Raw genomic sequence first — 17,585 nt, forward strand, 5'->3', positions numbered from 1 at the left:
GAGCCAGGATCAAACTCTCCATGATTATTCTAACAGTCCCGAGGGACTGAAGATTTCACCATAAATCTTTGCCTGACCTTATCATTTCATTTAAGCTTGAATTGATTAGGAACTCCAACAGGGGATTTCTCCCCGCTGGCTTGTTTTGTATGTATGCGTTAATGCCACACGATGAACCAGGCTTTTTCAGCCTGCTCCACGTTCTTGTCTTTTCTTTCCTTCACTGATATGCCGTTCAAAGAACTTAGTGCCCGCCGCTTGTTGTCAGCGGGTGAGAATGAATATATCACGCACTACTTTTTCTGTCAACACTTTTTTGAATTTTTTTTCACTTTTTTTTCTGTTTTTTTATTTATTTTTTTTGGCAGGAAAAACACGTCATAAGGCATAAAAAAAAACGCACCTTCATGAAGGTGCGGTTTTGCAGATTAGTCTGAACCTTTCAATATTGAATGGAATGATTTTATGTAATCAATGAAGGAACCCCAGCTCAAAAGAACGCAGATTACAAAAAGCGTGCGGGTGGACCAAAGAAGTGATGTTTTAATGATATTGTCGATAAATTCTGGTATGAATGGAAATGCGAAACGTGTGTAAGACTCAAGCGTAAGGAAGAAAAATCCCGCGATGATATAGAATACAGTTTTAAGCTTGCCACCCATGCGGGCTGCAATGGCAACTCCTTTTTTGAGGGCTACCATACGAAGGAATGTCTGTGAGAATTCCCGGTAAAAAATGAGTACGAAAAGCACAAAGGGCATGTAACCGGCTTCAACAGCACACAAAAAGACAGTGAGGTTGAGGATTACGTCGGCGAAAGGATCAAAAAGCTTGCCGAAATCGCTGACTTCATTGTATTTGCGGGCGTAGTGGCCGTCCCAATAGTCCGTGACCTCAATTACAGCGAGGAGAGGAATCATGATACAGGCCGAAACGACTCCAAGAGTATGAGAATTTAACCAAATTGGCAAATTAAAAAGCACATAAAAAATAGGTGCAAAAATGGCTCGAGCCAAAGTAAAGCGATTCGAAAGTGTCATTTCAGAGATTATAACTTTTTTGTTCGAAAAAGTAAATTGCCGTAAGTAAATGCATCTTCAATGAAAAGACTACAAATCAAGCGTAATCTGACAGGCGAGCCGGTCATCATCAAAACTGATGTGGGCAGAATAAAGGGCCGGATAAAAATCATTTTCTGGAAGTGGAAATGATTCAGGCCCGGAAAGATTTTTCAAGAGGATTTGCGTCATATAAAAATCAACAGGGGGATTTTTCAGGATTCCTCTGTCCTTTTTGCCGTCGGCTTTTTTATAAAAATTTTCCGGAAGGCAGAACCAGTTTCGTTTTACAGGCAAAATCAGTGTGTCCGGAAGATGGCAGGAGATGAAATCAATCGATTTTTTGTCAGATTCCTTTTCAATATGAATTGGAATTGCCAGCTTCTGATTTCCAAAGGCCGAAGCCAGGATATAATTCGTGAATAAAGTCAGGAAAAGGTAGAGGACAAGAAAAAGTGGAAGTGCGACTTTCCAAAAAAATGAAATTACAAAGCCGAGCAGAAAAACTGCGGTCAGAATCTGGTAATAAGCCGGATTTTTTTCACTAAAATCAGAAATCCAGAAGAGAGACTCGGAATAAAAAATCAGAATCGTGTAAAAGATAACGGCAAGGGTCAGAAAAAAACATGCTGACGAAAAACGGATTGCTTTTGCCGGAGATTTTTTTGAATGAAAAAAGAATCGCGCGCAACTGGCAAAGGAAAGTCCTATGCAAAAGATGCAGGAAAGTGCCAGAATTTGAGCCGTAAAGGGATTAATGCGGAAGGGAAAAATCATCGTCGGTTAAAATCCCTGGCAATGCTGATGTGAGATTCGATTTCGTAGCCGGGAAGCTCCGCCTCGACGATTGTGAGGGCCGCATCCAGGGTCTTTTTGCTGTCAGCAATGCCGTGAAGACTGATTTTTTTGCCATCCATTGATGCCCGGAGAAATTCGATGTTGAGGTTGTAAATAAAGACAAGAATGTCAACAATCCGCTGGCCAATCAACAGCTCATCGAGCTTTTTCTGTCCTTCAGCATCGCGCTCCGGAGTAACATAGGATTTTGTGAGGCTGATGACGGAATCAGCGATTGAGTCTGCATCAACTTTTGACGTATTTGCAATCAAATCAAACATTTCAGGGGCGTTTACGTCAAAATTGAAGAAGCCCTTGTGAAAAGACCTTTGCTGCATTTCACTTTCGGTAATTTTCTTGCGGGCACATTTTGAATCGCAGTTGAGCTCACGGCTCAGGCGTTCCGTCCTTAACTGCTCGTCGGCGATAAAACGGCAGGAAATGTGATTTTCCAGGTCCTTGAGGATGATAAAAGAACCCCGGCCAACGATGACGCAATTGTTTTCAGCGGCGGCTTCAAGAATCGCTGTAATCAGGTAATTCAAATATTCATCGCGAATACGGGTGAGTCCTGCAAAAAAACCGATTTTCTTTTCGTCAAATTTTGAAAGTTTGGAAGCCGGAAAGCCAAGAGAAACGATGCGCTTTTCGAGTTCCTTTTTGCCGAAGAATTTATAGCCTAGCTTTTGGGAGATTTTTAAACCAATTTCGTCACCAAGAGAAGCAAGTTGCCGTGAAATTGTGATAATTGCCATTCTGCCTCCCTTAAATCGTAAAATTTTCTATAAAATAATCTTACAATTTGCTTTAAATCTTTGAAAGTTATTATATAATACTTATCGGAAATTTTAAAACTATTTTTTAGAAAGAGGAATGATAAAAATGAGCGAGAAGAATCTTGAATGGAAAGTAACTGCAGAAAAAGAACTTTTGAAAACACCTGTGTTCACCGTAAAGGAAACGACTTCTCTTTCACCGGACGGACAGGAGGGGCATTATATTGTTACAGACGCTCCTGACTGGGTAATTGTCATTCCTGAAATCGGAGGAAACTTCCTCATGGTCAAACAGTGGCGTCACGCGCATGACGGACTGAGCATCGAATTTCCGGGCGGTGTCGTAAACAAGGACGAAGAACCTGAAATCGCCGCAAACAGGGAGCTAGAGGAAGAAACCGGCCACAAAGCAGGAAAACTCACATATCTGGGTTCGGCAAATCCCAATCCAGCCTTGATGGAAAACAGGGTTCATTTTTTTGCGGCAGAAGATTTGCAGAGGACCGGCGACCAGAATCTCGATGAAGACGAATATGTTGACTTTTTGCAGATTCCAATCGGAGAAGTCTACACAAAAATCGGCGGCGAAGAATACCCGCATGCCCTGATGATGGCAGCCCTCCTTAAATACACGGTTTACAAAAGAATGGGCGCAAAATAAAAAAAAGGCTCCAGCGGGCTCAAAATACAGCCGGCTGGAGCCAATTCACTGTTTTTACAGACTCTTATCTGTTTGCAGAATAAGGGTCATATTTTTTTGAAGGATTGTAGATTCCTTCGCGATACTCACCAGTAATGCTTGGAATTTTCATCTTCATGCCAGGAAGAATGAGGTTAGGATCATTCGGGCGAGGCATGTTTGATTTGTTTGCCTGATAGAGGTTTTCCCAGAGAAGAGGATTATCGTAAACATAAGGACGGCCGGAAATGTTCCAGTAGCAGTCCCGGGTTTCTGCCCACGGGCGGACAACATAGAATTCTGGCAGAGGAGTAATTTCCTTGATGTCGGCAAGTGCTTCGAGAACCTGTTTTGCAAAGGCCGTTGCACTTACATAATCTTCTGCCCCGTAAGACTCCTGTGCACTTGCAAAAGATTTCTGAGCAGAAGAATAAGCCATCGGGAAGTTTCGCTCTGCGTTGATGCTCTTGGCATATTCAAGTTTTTTGGAAGCCTGTTTCATGATGGCGTCACACTCAGACTTGGCCAGCATTTTTTTGACGAATTCCTCGGAAAGACGAGCATTTTCTTCTGCTTTGGCAGCATATTCCTCGGCAAGAACATATTCACCTGCATCGAGGGCATTCTGAGCCTTGCGGGTGTATTCATCAGCAAGCTTCTGATAAGTATTGTTTTTATAACTTGCAGCAAAAATCAAAGCGCCGCTAAAAATCAATGACAGTACAGCTAAAACTTTTTTCATTTTACATCTCCTTCAGCAGCCTCTGCAGCAGAATTAATTTCCTCGTCGATGGCAGCAGCTTCTTTTGCTTCTTCAGTTGATTCAACATCAATTACGGCGTCATCAGGATTTGCAAAATTATCGGCTTCAAGAAGAACAGCGTCTTCCTTTTCGATTCCGGCAACTTCCCCCTGGAGAGGAGCGATTGAGTCAGCTTCAAGAGTGTAATTTTCGGCTTCGGCAACACGCTGCTTTGCACGATCAATTGCGGCCTGTGCTGCGGCACGTTTTTCAGCGATTGTCTCGTAGAGATTGTTGAAAGTGATTTTTGCTGAGCGGTAGCCCTTGTAGGCACCCTCAAGATTTTTTGTTACAAAATCAGAATCAGCTTTTTTGAAAGTGTTTGATGCGCCAGTGTATTCGTCTTTTTTGGCAACACCGGCTTTTACACTGTCAGCCTTCTTTTTAGCCTCGAGAGCGGCATTTCGCTCAGTTTTTGCCATAGCGGCGAGCTGCTTGAGCAGGAGTGCTGAATATGCGCTCAAAGCCTTTTCTGCATTTGTCTGCATATCTGCACCGTTGTCTGAGCCTTCGAAATCAGCAAGAGCCTTTTCGGCATCAGCATCAGAAAGACCAAGTTCGTCAGCCTTTTCCTTTAATTCTTTTGCCATGCAGGCTGTAGCGAGGGCTTCATACCGCTTGATTACTTCATTGATTTTTGCCGAATGGTCAGCAGAAGGATTTTCCGTGATTTCGGCTTTTACAGTGTCGTAAAAATTATCGTCTGAAGAAAGGACTTCAGGGAAGTATTTTTCTGCACCTGCATCGATTGCCTTCTGTCTTGCAGCATCAGCTTTTGATAAAAGTTCTTCGTTTGCTTTTGAAAAATCCTCGGCGGCAGGCTCTGGTTCTGGAGCCGGCTCTTCTACAACAGGGGCGGGCTCTTCGACTTTTGGCGCTTCTTTCTTTGTTTCTGGTTCTGCCGTGGGAGTTGAACCACAGGAAATGAACGAAAGAATTGTGACAGCACTTAGTAATAGAAATAAAGATTTTTTCACTTAAGTCCTCCAATATTTTTAGATATTTATTTTATTATCTAGTGCATTATAGAATAGAAACTGATGCTTCGCAACCAAAAGACTCTTTCATTTTTTGCAAAAAAAGTGCATTTAAGCGGAAATGGGGGTATAATATAGGCGGAGGCTTTTAATGGCTGAGAATTTTACTTATGATTTTATTGGCGACCATCTTAAAATCGCTGAAGGAAGCGGCGGATGGAATCTTGAACTGAACAAAATTTCGTGGAATAAAAAGCCGGCGAAATACGATTTGAGAAGCTGGAGCGGCGACCACCAGAAGATGGGAAAGGGAATCACCCTCACTGCAGAAGAACTCACAAAGCTGAGGGATCTGCTCAACTCAATCGAAATAAATTAGTTAAAAATCAAACTGCTTCGTATTTTGCGACGCGCCCGCCATTCTTCATGATGATTTCGTAGAGAAGAATAGAAAGCTGGGTGTCCTGCAATGTGGTGCCGGCGGAACGGATTTCAGAATCAGCACCTGCGATTGATGCAAGGACTGCCGCACACTGACCAAAATTCCAGACTCTTGAAGCGCGTGAATACTGATTGCGCGCAGTTTTGCTTGCGAAACCTTTTGTCTTGAGGGCAAAATCGTCGAGATATGCCCCGTCTGCATGAATTGAATGCCAAAGTTCCAGCCTGCGGAAACAAGATGCAAGGCCTGCAAGAATCATGACAGGACTGTTGTTTTTGGTGAGGAGAATTTTTTGCAGAATTGAGAGAGCCGACTCAAGCCGAGAAGTGGGAGATTCGGAAGGATTCGCCATGGCATCGAAAAGAGTAAAGGCTGACTCCTCGCGGTTGTGGGCCAGAATCTGTTCCACGTCCTCTTCTGTAATCAGATGGTCTTTTGGGAAGCACAAGAAGAAGCGGCTGCACTCAGCGCGAAGGGCTTCGGTGTTATTTTCGGTGAGCTCAAGAATTGAATCGATTGCCTCACTTTCAATTGAATAGCCGTTTTTGCGGAAATAGCCCTGGAGCCAGGAACCCAGACGGCTTTCATCCATTGCCCAGAAAATCTGCTTGTTTTCTTTGGGAATAAGCTTGTCCAGCTTGGAATCGACTGAGATTTCGTCGGAAACAAGGATGAGGACGGCCGACTCCCTGGCATTTTTGAGCCAGGCGGCAATAAGCTCAATCTCGTCCTTTTTTTTAATGAGCTCCGCCTCTCTAAGAACAACACAGGTTGCAGGAACAAAAAGAGATTCTGTCTGAAGCTTGGCGATTATATCCTCGATTTTGGAATCAGATGCGTAAAGAAGATAATTATCTGCATCACCAAACTTTTTAATGAGACTGGACTTTATTGACTCAACCTGCTCGTTACGGTTGCCAATTTCCGGCCCCGTATAGAGATAAATCGGAGCTGACATTTATGCAGGGCTCCCTAGTATGTCCGCACGATATTCGAAAGAATGCCGACAATTGTGACATCCCGTGAATAAATCGGCTGGAAGGCAGAATTTTCCGGCTGCAGGCGGATTCGGTCGGCTTCCTTGTAGAAGCGCTTGAGTGTGATTGCATTGTCAATTACAGCAACGACAATCTGACCGTCAACTGCTGTCTGAGCCTGCTCGATGACAGCCAGGTCTCCCTCGAGGATGCCGGCTTCAATCATGCTCTGACCGCGCACGCGGAGGGCGAAATAACTTTTGCCAGGACGGACAAATGGCTCAGTGAGGTTAACGTAGCCATCAAGATTTTCCTCGCTCAAAAGAGGCTTGCCTGCAGCGACAGTGCCCAAAAGAGGAACCTTGCTGACAAAAGGCAAAGATGAAACATTTGAGCCATTGATGACGCTGAGGGAACGAGCGCGTTTTTGTGTCTGGGCGAGAAAGCCCTTCTTCTGCAATGCGGCAATATGATCCTGAACAGCGCGCAAGGAAATGTTGAAATGCTCACCAATTTCGCGGACTGTCGGCGGATAATTATTTGTCTTTGTAAAGCCTGAAATAAAATCCAAAACTTCCTGCTGACGACCTGTAATCTGCTTCATAGAAAACTCCTTCTAAAACCGTTAGTCTTCTTCAAATTTGCTTTCAAAAAGCTGAGAGATTGCCTCAACAGCCTGTTTTTCGTCTTCACCGTCGGCTCTAAGAATTAACTGTGTATTGTATCCGGCTGCCATTGTGATGACACCCATAATTGATTTTGCATTCACAGAGGCCGAATCCTTTTCGATTGTGATTTCTGATGAAAATTTGTTTGCAGTCTGCGCGATGAGTGCGGCAGGTCTGGCATGAATTCCAGCTCGATTGAGAACTGTCAAAAACTTCTCTGTCATAAGATTGTCTCCTATATTTAAACTCCGCTACGCGGAACTAATATGAATCATCCATACCGTAGTATGCGTTTTGAACTTCGCCTGTTTCAATCCATTTAAGGATGTTCTGGTTGAAATCACGGGCTGAGTTGTAGCCACGGGCTTTGAGTCGCTCGTTCATGGCGGCGGCCTCAATGATAATTGGAAGGTTTCGGCCAGGTTTGACCGGAATCTCGATTGTAGGAACCCTTACGCCAAGGAAATCAAGTGTTTCCAGATTGTTGCCTACGCGGTCATAAACCTTGGAATTGTCCCATTCCTCAAGACGGATAACCAGCTGGATTTCCTTTTGCTCGCGGATGGAACCGACACCATACATTTGTGCAATATTGATGATGCCCAAACCGCGGATTTCCATGTGGTGGGAAATGAGCTTGTTTGCGCCCTGTCCCAAAATAGAATTGCCGTTTACGCAATGGATTTCTACGATGTCATCAGCAACAAGCCGGTGACCGCGCTCGACAAGCTCCAGGGCACATTCAGACTTACCTACGCCGGAATGACCTGTGAGCAGAATGCCGATACCGTAGACTTCGACCAAAACGCCATGGAGAGTCTTTTTGGGAGCAAATACATTTGCAAAAACCCGCATGAGACGCAGTGAAAATTCGTTTATATCCAGCTCTGTCTTAAGGATAGCACAGCCGGAAGACTCAGCAAGAATAACAAAATTGTCTGGCGGAGTAAGATCCCTGGAAAAAATAAGACAGGGAATGCTGTACTCAAACATTTTTGCAAGAGACTGGGTGTTATTTTCGTCATAGAGCTTTTTGAGGTAAGCGCTCTCTGCACTGCCGAAAAGCTGAACACAGCCCCTGGTAAATGAGTCGTAAAAACCTGTAAGTGCAAGACCGGGGCGATTGATTTCGGGAGCAGCAATAACGTTAGAGAGGCTCATACGGCCACCAATGCACCTTAAATGCAGCTGACTGTGCTCCGGAAGCTCCATGTCAAGTAAATCTAATACGGTAAAAACTTTGTCCGCCATGTTTTGTACTATACATTTTGTAAGCAAAAAAAGCAAGCAGGAATTTATAAAATTACTTGAAAATTTTAATAAAAAGCACCGCCCGCCATCAATCTTAAGACTGACTTCGGGTGGTGCATATAACAAGTTAGGAAGCAAAAATTACTTCTGGAGCGCTAAATCCGCGCCCTTCAATCAATTACTTCTTTTCCTGAATCTTGTCTTTTTCTTTTTTGACTTTTGTGTCGAGAACGTCCATCAATTTGTTCAAAGCAGCGCCAAAATCAAAATCTTCTGAAGCAACATGAGCCTGTGCTCCCCACTTGAAATTGACGGTACAGTCGAAACTATATGCCTTGTCATGCTTTACACGAAGAATCAAATCCACGATTAAATCATCTGCATAGCTGATGCGTGAAAGTTTTTTCTCGATCATGTCTGATTGTTTTTCCTCAAATACAAAGCCGACGGCTGAAACTGATTTAGTCATTTTAGTACTCCTTAAAAAGGGAATTTCTGCCATAAAACTTGCGACGAAGCCATTGGAAATGGCAGGCGGGCTCTCAACCCGACAATTCATTATACAACGGAATTTCAAAATCGTAAAATTTATTTTAAAGATTTCAAACGCTCTTTCAGGTCACTTTTCAGGGACGTCGGCAGGCGATTTCTCCCCTTTTTCTTTATTTTTCTCATTTTTTTAAAAATTTTTCACTTTTTTTGCATTTTTTTCGATTTGCATTGCCGAAAATCGAATTTTTTTTGCAATTAATAGGCAGAACAAAAACTAAGGAGTTTATATGGCAATTTATTCATTTTCACCATTCGGCTATGAAGGAGCTTTGGTTACGGTTGAAGTCGATCTGCGGCGGGGAATTCCTGCAATCGACATCGTTGGACTTGCGGACAATGCGGTCAAGGAATCAAGGGAAAGGATGAGGTCTGCAATCAGGAACTCGGGATTTGAATTTCCCATGGAGAGGGTTCTGATTTCACTTTCACCGGCGGACTTGAAAAAAGAAGGCTCAGGCTTTGATTTGCCGCTTGCACTTGCAGTCCTCTCAGCCCAGAATGACAAAAATCAGTCTGAGAAAGGAAGTGAGGGAGATGAGGCAGACGAGCAGATTCTCGTGGTGGGAGAACTGGAGCTTTCCGGCTCAATCAGGCCAGTCCGGGCAATTCATGCGGCTGCAAGCACGGCCATTCAGGCAGGAATCACAAAATGTATAGTGGCTCAGGCAAATGCGGCAGAAGCCAGGGAGGTTGCCGGAATGCAGGTTTTCGGGGCTTCAAATCTGACCGAGGCTTTCGAGGCTCTTTCCAAACCTGAACTTTTCACCGGAACAGAAGAAAACAAGGATGACTTTTTCGTACCGGAAGGAAGCGTGAATGTAAAGGGAGTCCTTTTCCCGGCAGAAGACCGGTGCATGGAATTCGCGGACATTAAAAACCAGAAAAAGCTTGTGAGGGCCCTGCAGGTTGCGGCGGCAGGCGGCCACAATATTCTGGCTTACGGTCCGCCGGGCTGCGGAAAAACACTTGCGCTCAGCAGGTTTCAGGCCCTTCTGCCCCTTCTGACCGTCGAGGAATCACAGGCAACGACAAGAATTCATTCGCTTGCAGGACTTTTGCGGCCGGACCAGCCATTGCTGAGAATTCCGCCCTTCAGGATTCCCCATCAGACTTCATCCGTGGAAGGAATGTGCGGAGGCGGGATTCACTGCAGGCCGGGGGAAATTTCACTGGCCCACAACGGAGTGCTTTTTCTTGACGAGGCGGCAGAGTTCAGGTCTTCCGTGCTGCAGATGCTGAGGGTTCCTATTGAAAACGGAATGATTTCGCTCAGCCGGGCGGGAAGGACAACGGTTTATCCGGCCCGCTTTCAGCTGCTGGTGGCAACAAATCCTTGTCCCTGCGGAAATTACGGTTCATCAAGCAAAGTCTGCCTCTGCTCGATGAAGAGCGTTGAGCAATACTGGAGGAAATTTTCGGGTCCCCTTCTGGACAGAATCGACATCCGTATTCATGTGGACAACAATACTGAAAACATAACGGTTCTCGACCAAAATCCGCCCCACCCCTGCGAAAACTGCTGCGACCAGACCAATTGCGAAAAGTGCGAGAAGATTCAGCTGGTGGGAATTGAGGAAGAGGAAGAGCCCCTTTCAACGGCAAAACTTCGTGAGCAGATTGCAGATGCGATTTTGATTCAGAGGGAAAGGCAGGGAAAAAGGAATGCAAGGCTTTCACCACAGGAGATTCTCGACTTCTGTAAGCTCGGGCGTGAGGAACAGGCACTTTTGGACAGCACGATTGATAACCATGATTTTTCTCAGCGGGCAGTCAGTTCAATTCTGAAACTTTCAAGGACAATCGCTGACATGGAAAAATCGGTAAAAATCAAGAAGGAGCATTTAATGGAAGCAATTTCACTCAGGCTGGACAGCGGGCCGCTCGATCTCTTCAACGGGGACTAAAAATAAAAAAGCTTGCTGAGGAAAACTCAACAAGCTTAGATTTTACCGGGTCTGAGACTCGAACTCAGACGCCCGTGAAGGCAACAGATTTTGAGTCTGTAGTGTCTACCATTTCACCAACCCGGCAAGTGGAAAAAGAATAACAAAAAACTTGGAGAATATCAAGAGCTTTGGATAGAATTACAATAAAAAAATGAATAAAATGGCGGTTACAGAAAAGATAAGTTGTGACTAAAAAAGGAAATTATGGGAAATATGGATTTTACAGGTGCAAAGCCGGAAGCCGTCTTGAAATCGGTCTTTGGATATGACTCATTCAGGCTTCTTCAGAAAGATATCATTACAAACGTGCTGAAGGGCAAGGACACGCTTGCGATTATGCCTACCGGCGGCGGAAAGTCACTCTGCTATCAGATTCCGGCGCTTATTTTTGAAGGGCTTACGGTCGTCGTCTCTCCGCTGATTTCGCTCATGCAGGATCAGGTTGCAGCCCTTAACGCAAACGGAATCAACGCGGTCTTTTTGAATTCAACGGTCGAATGGGAAGACTACAAGGACTCCATGAATTCAATCCGGCGGGGGGAGACTAAAATCGTCTACGTTTCGCCCGAAGGACTCATGACACCGAAAATCAACGACCTTCTCCACGACCCGCGAGTCACGGTGAGCTGCATCACGATTGACGAAGCCCACTGTGTCTCAGAATGGGGCCATGATTTCCGTCCGGATTATCTTGAAATTTCTTCTCTCCGCGCCCAGTTCAAAAATGCGGTCTTCCTTGCCCTCACCGCAACGGCAACACCTCATGTCCGCGAAGACATAATTCAAAACCTCAAGCTGAAAAATCCTGCCCTTCTGGTCTCAAGTTTTGACAGGCCGAACATTTACCTCGACGTGAGGCAAAAGGGCAGAAATGCGCTTGAGCAGGTAATCGAATGCATAAAACGCCACAATGACGAAAGCGGAATCATCTACTGCTTTTCAAAAAGGCAGGTTGACGAGCTCACAGACCAGCTTTCTGACCTTGGCTATTCGGTCTCAAACTATCACGCAGGTCTTTTGGACAGCGTGCGGGCCGACCATCAGACAAAGTTTATCCGCGATCAGGTTCAGATTATGGTCGCCACCCTTGCATTCGGAATGGGAATCGACAAGCCGAACGTGCGTTTCGTAATCCACTACGACATGCCAAAGTCCCTGGAGCAATATTATCAGGAAATCGGACGGGCGGGCAGAGATGGCTTACCAAGCGAGGCACTCTTGCTTTATTCGGCCGGAGACATTCATAAAATCCGCTATTTCTTTGAGGAAGCGGCTGACAAGGCAAGATGCGAAAGTCTTTTACAGGGAATGATTTCCTATGCGACCGGAAGGACTTGCCGCCGAAAGCTTCTTCTTTCATATTTTGGAGAAACTTTTAAAGGCAAAAATGAGGCAGAAAAGAGCGGTCATTGCTGCGACCTTTGCGACCTGGGCCCGATTCCGGAAATGGACATGACCATTCCCTGTCAGAAACTCATGAGCTGCATAATCAGGACAGGATCCCGCTTCGGAGCAGCTTATGTGATTGAAGTCCTTCTTGGAAGCCGTAACAAGAGAATCATCGAAAACGAGCACAACATGATTTCAACCTGGGGAATCGGCAAGGAACTCGACAAAGACCAGTGGCACGAAGTCGTGAATCTATTAATAGAAAAGAATTACGTGACAAAGTACGGAGACTACAACATCCTGCTGCTTACAAACGAGGGGCTTGCGGCCTTGAAAAACCGTGACAAAATCATGCTGCCATTCAACTTGAGCCGGGGCTCAGGCTCAAAGGGCTTTACAGGAAGTCTTGAGGCAGAGGGAACCTTCATTCCAAAATCAAGGGCTTCAAGCGGTGCAAACGGCGGACTGATGTTCCCGAAACCGGAAAAGAAAAAATCGTCGCATTCGCTTACCTGGTCACAGTCATCTTCCACTCCCAAAACAGGATTTGTCCTGCACAAAAAGGAAGTTGATTTCAGCGATGACGAAGAAGGCAAAAGAATCCAGGCGGAATTAAAAAAGTGGCGCAAGCGCAAGGCTGAAGAAATGAACGTGCCGCCATACGTAATTTTCGGCGACAAGACAATGAACGACATAGCGCAGAAAAAGCCCCGCACCGAAGCCGCCCTCTTTGATGTGAACGGACTCGGCGAAAAGAAGGTGGAAAAATTCGGAAAGGAGATTCTTTCGATCGTGGGGGAAGAGTAAAACTTTGCCCCTTACCTCAGCACGCTGCCGCGGATTCGCTTGACGAACTTGGCCTGGCCGATTGAAAGCACTTTTTCGTCGCGGTCTGGCATTACTTCCATTAAAACTGTGGCGTCCGTGCCTGTTTTTGTGATTGAAAGCGGGATGCCAACGATTACGCGGTCGTCAAACTGGAGCTCGACCATGCTGTTGTTGGAAATTGAGCCTTCAACGATGTGGAGCTTGCCAGAAAAATCCATGCCGCCCGCTTCAATCCGCTCGTATTTTACGCTGTCTGCCCTGAGCTGAACCGGCGACAAAATGATTTTGTGCTGGATTCGCTGGGCAAGACCTTCCTTTTTCTCCTGGGGAAGATTGAGCTTTTCAAGTTCGGCCCGCATTGCCTCAAAATGTGCAGCCCGCTCTGCATCGGAAGTTGGGGCCGGTTCTTCGCTCGTGTCAAAACGGTCTGTCTTTTCAGGAACGGCGAATTCAGGGAATCCGATGCTTTCGTAAGTCTTTTCAGGAGTTTTGATTTTGCCGATGAAATCGAGTCCGCTTTTGGCGATAATGGCCTGAGCCTGCTCGTCGCTCTCAACAGAAAGAAGATAAATTCCCATCGCAAGCTTGGCCGCAATAAAGGGCGCAATTGCAGGATTGTTTTCGGTAATTGCAGCTTTTTCGGCACTGACCTGCAAAACATAGCCCTTGTAAATCGTTGCCGAAGAATATGACTTACTCCAGTCGTCAACTGAAATCTCAAGGTTCTGAGGAATTTCGTAAGGACTGTATTTTTTGAGCAGGGAGAAGATTCTGTTGGCGCTAAGCCCGGCATCAAAGCCCCGCATGACCGACTTTCTGTTGATTTCAAAAACAGCGGCCGTGTCAAACTGAACGAGCTCCATAAAATCCATGAGCGGAATCAGGTTTTCGAGGGAAAGGCCCGGCATCAAAGTGACATTGAAGCCGGCGTCAACGCTCAGAACTTTCGGAGTCTCTTCAAATTCCTTTGGCTCGAAGATTGTGCCTGAAACATAAATTGACTCATCGTGAATGTCAGTACCTTTTTTGGACAAAATTCCGAAAAGTGACGCGCATTCAATCAGCCGGTCAAGGATTGAAGAAAGATCGGAATCAGATTCAACAATCGCGCTGTCAGCCTCTGCCTCGCGGGCCCGGTTCAAAATTGCGGAAAAGCGGGAAGAAGTGCCCAGAGAAGGAATGCCTGTACCGTCGCTCTGGTCTTCAGAAATCAAATATGCCAGGCGCAGGATTATGCTGCGTGAAAATCCCTCGCGGGGAATGGAACTTGCAACTTCAAGAAGGAGCCTTGCCTGGCGGACAAGGGAACTGCGGGAAAAGCGGCCTGCACTTGCCACGCAAAAATATGCGTATTGAAGGCGCTCATCGAGGCGGGCAAAAGCCAGGAATTTGTTCTTGTCGATTTCATAGCCCTCGCTCACTTCACGAATCAGTGAAAGATTGATGAATGCCTTGGTGAGGTTGTAAAGCATTTCGGTTTTGCCAGGGAAAAGCCGTTCGATTTCTGCCTCTGTGCGTTTTTTAAAAGTGCCGTCAGCCTTGCACAAATCCCGGTTTTTATGGATGAAGGAAATGAAAGCCGCAATCAGCTCTGGTGAAAGGCTGGCAGGAGCCTCATAGGATAGGCCCGCATACTCAGGAGGCTCAAGAAGGACTGACTGCTTGGTGTAAGGGGCAAGGTCGTCTTCAAGGTGGGGATTGATAAGGACTACGGTTTTTCCGTTTCTGTCGCTTTTTCGGTAAAGGATGAGCCTTTCCTCAAGGTTCAAAAGACGCTCGTAAAGGGCTGCAAAGGAATAAGTGCCCGCAAAAAAGGAATAAAGCTTTTCCTGGGTGGCGTTTGAAATATACTTGACCGCAGAAATAATCCTTAAATCAGTCTCGCTCAAAAGTGAAATCAGGGTGTGCCTGGTTTCCTCACGGCGGATAAAAGCCCCAAGTTCCTCAATCAGCTTCTGTTTATTGAAGGGAGTTTTTATTTCGCCCAAGTACATTCGGATAATCTCAAAAAAATGATTGTCCGGCAGTACCGCAATGCTCTCGCGCCAGTCAATGATTCTCTGTACCTTCGGGTCTAATTGCATAAAAAGCTCCTAAAAAATCGCGATATGGAAGAATAGCATAAAATCAGGAAAAATTAAACAGAAAATTTTAATTAAAAAAAAAGTAAAAGTTTTCTGAAATTATTCTTTATAAATTTAAAGTCCGGTGGTATAATTTAGACTTAAAGTATTGAGAGGCATTATTTGAAATCACAGGTCAAGGCAAAACGCAGAAAACTATCAATACGTTCTCGTCGTGCAATCATTGCTTTCTGCGGCCTTTTTATAAATGTTCTTTTCTCTTTCATTATGTTCAAACTGGGCTTCCCGCTTTTTTTGGACAGCGTTGGAACTATAATCGTCGCGGCAATCAGCGGCCTTCTCTTTCCATCAATATGTACTGCCGTCGCTTCAAGCATCATTTGCGCTTTATTCTGTGAGGCATCAATTTATCTATCTTTCTTTAATTCCGTCATCGCAATCATAACCGTAGCCTTCATTCAAAAATACGGCATAAAAAACATCAGGAAAACTCTGCTTTACGCCTTCATCGTGGCTGTTCTCGCAACCCTTTCATCAACTTTTGCCCAATACGCCCTTTACGGCCAGCAGGTTCCATCCCTCATTGCCCAGAACGCCCGCTCTTTTTCTTCAGTGGCATCAATTCCCTTTCTTTTAAGTTTCGCAATCACAAACTTCCTGCTTTATTTCTTTGAAAAGGGCTTTATCTGCATTTTCGTACTTATCCTGATTTCCGCCATTCCAAAAGATTTTCTTGCTTCATTTGAAGAAGGAATCTGGAAGCAGCGCTTTAGCCCCGAAAATTCGCAGCCATACATTGCTGACAGGCGAAGCGACATAAAGCACGCCCTCCATTCAAGGCTCACCCTCTTTTTTACAACGATATCAGCCCTTCTTGTTTTTTTGACAATTATAATCACGATTAACCTTTATTCAGAAAACGCCAAAAATGACAGGATTGAATCTGCGGCAAGGTGCGTAAGGCTTTCCAGTGAATTTATTGATGCGTCAAGAATCGATGATTTCGTCAAGTTCGGAAAACACGCCCCAGGCTACAAGGAAACGCTCAACCTTCTTTCAAAAACCTGGCAGCTTTCTTCGGTAACTTATCTTTGCGTCGTCAAAAATGAAGAAGACGGAGCCCGCTTTATTTTCAACGTTGACAGTCATGAAAGCACGGAAAATCCGGTAGAATTCGGAAAACTCATTCCTTACAGCAAGGAATTTGAGCCATACAAAGATGATTTAATAGAAGGAAATCAAATAGAACCTGTTTTAACCGGCTCCATTTTTAAGCGTCAGGTCATAGTTTCACGCCCGCTTTTAAATTCTGAAGGAAAATGCGTCTGCTATGTCACGGCTGGAGTCGACCTGGATTATTTTTCAAAATACCTGGGCAGCTTCATTGTTAAAGTTCTGCTGATTATGGCGGGCTTCTTTATCGTAATCATTTCTTACATAATCTGGACAATCGGCACAAAGATTTCCTACCCAATCAGTGCCATGGCTACCTGTATCAATTTGTTCTCTGACTCCGTTGCGGAACAGGACAAGCTTGATGAAAACGTAAGGCAAATCCGCTCACTGGACATTCAAAGCGGAGACGAAATTCAAAAGCTTTACGACGCAATCTGCCAGCTCACCCTCAACCAGACGGAACAGGTGCGAGACATACGGCGCCTTTCAGATTCAACCATGACCATGCAGGACGGACTTATCATCACAATGGCAGACATGGTCGAAAACCGCGATTCGGACACAGGCGCCCACGTCCAGAAAACTTCCGCCTACGTCAGAATCATCGTGGAAGGACTCAAGCGCAAGGAATACTACGCCTCAAAAATCACGCCAAAGTTCATGTCAGACGTAGTCCGCTCGGCCCCTCTTCATGACGTGGGCAAAATCAATATTCCGGACGAGGTTCTCAACAAGCCTGGAAAGCTCACGGACGAAGAATTTGAAATCATGAAAACCCACACCACGGCCGGAAAGAAAATTCTTGAAAAGGCAATTTCTACGGTTCAGGGTGAAAGCTATCTCAAAGAAGCACGCAACATGGCGGCCTATCATCACGAACGCTGGGACGGCAGGGGCTACCCGGAAGGTCTTCACGGCGAGGTAATTCCGCTTTCTGCCCGAATCATGGCCGTAGCCGATGTTTTTGACGCCCTTGCTTCTCCGCGAGTCTACAAACCGGCTTTCCCGCTCGAAAAGGCACTTGCGATTTTGCAGGAAGGTTCCGGCACCCAGTTTGACCCGAAATGCGTTGAAGTTTTCATGGAATCACTTTCCGAAGTGAAGATGATTTTGAGGAAATTTAACCCGGCGCCTCAGGCATAA

The 17,585-nt window shown here is 45.4% G+C and carries 16 protein-coding genes and 1 tRNA gene; 5 read left to right on the forward strand and 12 right to left on the reverse strand.

What is annotated here, in order from left to right:
• Window positions 1–428: 428 nt before the first annotated feature.
• The 3 genes from pgsA to HNP76_RS00015 form a co-directional block, all read right to left on the reverse strand.
• On the reverse strand, window positions 429–1,040 hold the full coding sequence (pgsA, locus tag HNP76_RS00005; RefSeq protein WP_184656270.1) for a CDP-diacylglycerol--glycerol-3-phosphate 3-phosphatidyltransferase: 612 nt from the start codon (window positions 1,038–1,040) through the stop codon (window positions 429–431).
• A 69-nt stretch (window positions 1,041–1,109) separates the two neighbouring features.
• Window positions 1,110–1,835, reverse strand: a complete 726-nt coding sequence (locus HNP76_RS00010) for a hypothetical protein (protein WP_184656271.1) — start codon at window positions 1,833–1,835, stop codon at window positions 1,110–1,112.
• Window positions 1,832–2,650 (reverse strand): cytidylate kinase-like family protein, encoded by an 819-nt coding sequence (locus HNP76_RS00015; protein ID WP_184656272.1) that lies wholly within the window; start codon window positions 2,648–2,650, stop codon window positions 1,832–1,834. Before HNP76_RS00015 ends, HNP76_RS00010 begins: the two co-directional genes overlap by 4 nt.
• Window positions 2,651–2,777: 127 nt before the next feature.
• Here HNP76_RS00015 and HNP76_RS00020 point away from each other — a divergent pair, with 127 nt between their 5' ends.
• Window positions 2,778–3,332: an NUDIX hydrolase gene (locus HNP76_RS00020; RefSeq protein ID WP_184656273.1), complete on the forward strand. Its 555-nt coding sequence runs from the start codon at window positions 2,778–2,780 to the stop codon at window positions 3,330–3,332.
• Between the two features lie 64 nt (window positions 3,333–3,396).
• Here the strand turns inward: HNP76_RS00020 and HNP76_RS00025 are convergent, their stop codons facing one another.
• On the reverse strand, window positions 3,397–4,092 hold the full coding sequence (locus tag HNP76_RS00025; RefSeq protein ID WP_184656274.1) for a LysM peptidoglycan-binding domain-containing protein: 696 nt from the start codon (window positions 4,090–4,092) through the stop codon (window positions 3,397–3,399).
• Window positions 4,089–5,129: a hypothetical protein gene (locus HNP76_RS00030; RefSeq protein ID WP_184656275.1), complete on the reverse strand. Its 1,041-nt coding sequence runs from the start codon at window positions 5,127–5,129 to the stop codon at window positions 4,089–4,091. The genes HNP76_RS00025 and HNP76_RS00030 overlap by 4 nt, the downstream gene beginning before the upstream one ends.
• Before the next feature lie 151 nt (window positions 5,130–5,280).
• Here HNP76_RS00030 and HNP76_RS00035 point away from each other — a divergent pair, with 151 nt between their 5' ends.
• Window positions 5,281–5,508 carry a YdbC family protein gene (locus HNP76_RS00035; RefSeq protein WP_184656276.1) on the forward strand — a complete coding sequence of 76 codons (228 nt, stop codon included), beginning with the start codon at window positions 5,281–5,283 and terminating at the stop codon, window positions 5,506–5,508.
• A 7-nt stretch (window positions 5,509–5,515) separates the two neighbouring features.
• On the opposite strand, the gene holA is transcribed toward HNP76_RS00035, so the two are convergent.
• From holA to HNP76_RS00060, 5 genes are all read right to left on the reverse strand, one after another.
• Window positions 5,516–6,529 (reverse strand): DNA polymerase III subunit delta, encoded by a 1,014-nt coding sequence (holA, locus tag HNP76_RS00040; RefSeq protein ID WP_184656277.1) that lies wholly within the window; start codon window positions 6,527–6,529, stop codon window positions 5,516–5,518.
• 14 nt (window positions 6,530–6,543) lie between these two features.
• The gene (lexA, locus tag HNP76_RS00045) at window positions 6,544–7,152 is read right to left on the reverse strand and encodes a transcriptional repressor LexA (protein ID WP_184656278.1); all 609 of its coding nucleotides are present in this window, start codon (window positions 7,150–7,152) and stop codon (window positions 6,544–6,546) included.
• Between the two features lie 21 nt (window positions 7,153–7,173).
• Window positions 7,174–7,440, reverse strand: coding sequence for an HPr family phosphocarrier protein (locus HNP76_RS00050; protein WP_184656279.1), 267 nt, complete (start codon window positions 7,438–7,440; stop codon window positions 7,174–7,176).
• Between the two features lie 37 nt (window positions 7,441–7,477).
• Window positions 7,478–8,467, reverse strand: coding sequence for an HPr(Ser) kinase/phosphatase (hprK, locus tag HNP76_RS00055; protein WP_184656280.1), 990 nt, complete (start codon window positions 8,465–8,467; stop codon window positions 7,478–7,480).
• Between the two features lie 178 nt (window positions 8,468–8,645).
• Window positions 8,646–8,936: an HPF/RaiA family ribosome-associated protein gene (locus tag HNP76_RS00060; RefSeq protein ID WP_184656281.1), complete on the reverse strand. Its 291-nt coding sequence runs from the start codon at window positions 8,934–8,936 to the stop codon at window positions 8,646–8,648.
• Window positions 8,937–9,246: 310 nt separating this feature from the next.
• On the opposite strand from HNP76_RS00060, the gene HNP76_RS00065 reads away from it, so the two are divergent.
• Entirely contained in the window at window positions 9,247–10,923 is a 1,677-nt protein-coding gene (locus HNP76_RS00065) for a YifB family Mg chelatase-like AAA ATPase (RefSeq protein WP_184656282.1), read from the forward strand.
• Window positions 10,924–10,966: 43 nt separating this feature from the next.
• On the opposite strand, the gene HNP76_RS00070 is transcribed toward HNP76_RS00065, so the two are convergent.
• Window positions 10,967–11,049, reverse strand: a tRNA-Leu gene (locus HNP76_RS00070).
• A 129-nt stretch (window positions 11,050–11,178) separates the two neighbouring features.
• Here HNP76_RS00070 and HNP76_RS00075 point away from each other — a divergent pair.
• Window positions 11,179–13,161 (forward strand): RecQ family ATP-dependent DNA helicase, encoded by a 1,983-nt coding sequence (locus HNP76_RS00075; RefSeq protein ID WP_184656283.1) that lies wholly within the window; start codon window positions 11,179–11,181, stop codon window positions 13,159–13,161.
• An 11-nt stretch (window positions 13,162–13,172) separates the two neighbouring features.
• On the opposite strand, the gene HNP76_RS00080 is transcribed toward HNP76_RS00075, so the two are convergent.
• Window positions 13,173–15,266 carry a helicase-associated domain-containing protein gene (locus HNP76_RS00080; RefSeq protein ID WP_184656284.1) on the reverse strand — a complete coding sequence of 698 codons (2,094 nt, stop codon included), beginning with the start codon at window positions 15,264–15,266 and terminating at the stop codon, window positions 13,173–13,175.
• Between the two features lie 162 nt (window positions 15,267–15,428).
• Here HNP76_RS00080 and HNP76_RS00085 point away from each other — a divergent pair, with 162 nt between their 5' ends.
• Window positions 15,429–17,585 carry an HD-GYP domain-containing protein gene (locus HNP76_RS00085; protein WP_260308925.1) on the forward strand — a complete coding sequence of 719 codons (2,157 nt, stop codon included), beginning with the start codon at window positions 15,429–15,431 and terminating at the stop codon, window positions 17,583–17,585.

This window comes from Treponema ruminis, assembly GCF_014201975.1.
GTDB classification, from domain to species: Bacteria; Spirochaetota; Spirochaetia; order Treponematales; family Treponemataceae; genus Treponema_D; species Treponema_D ruminis.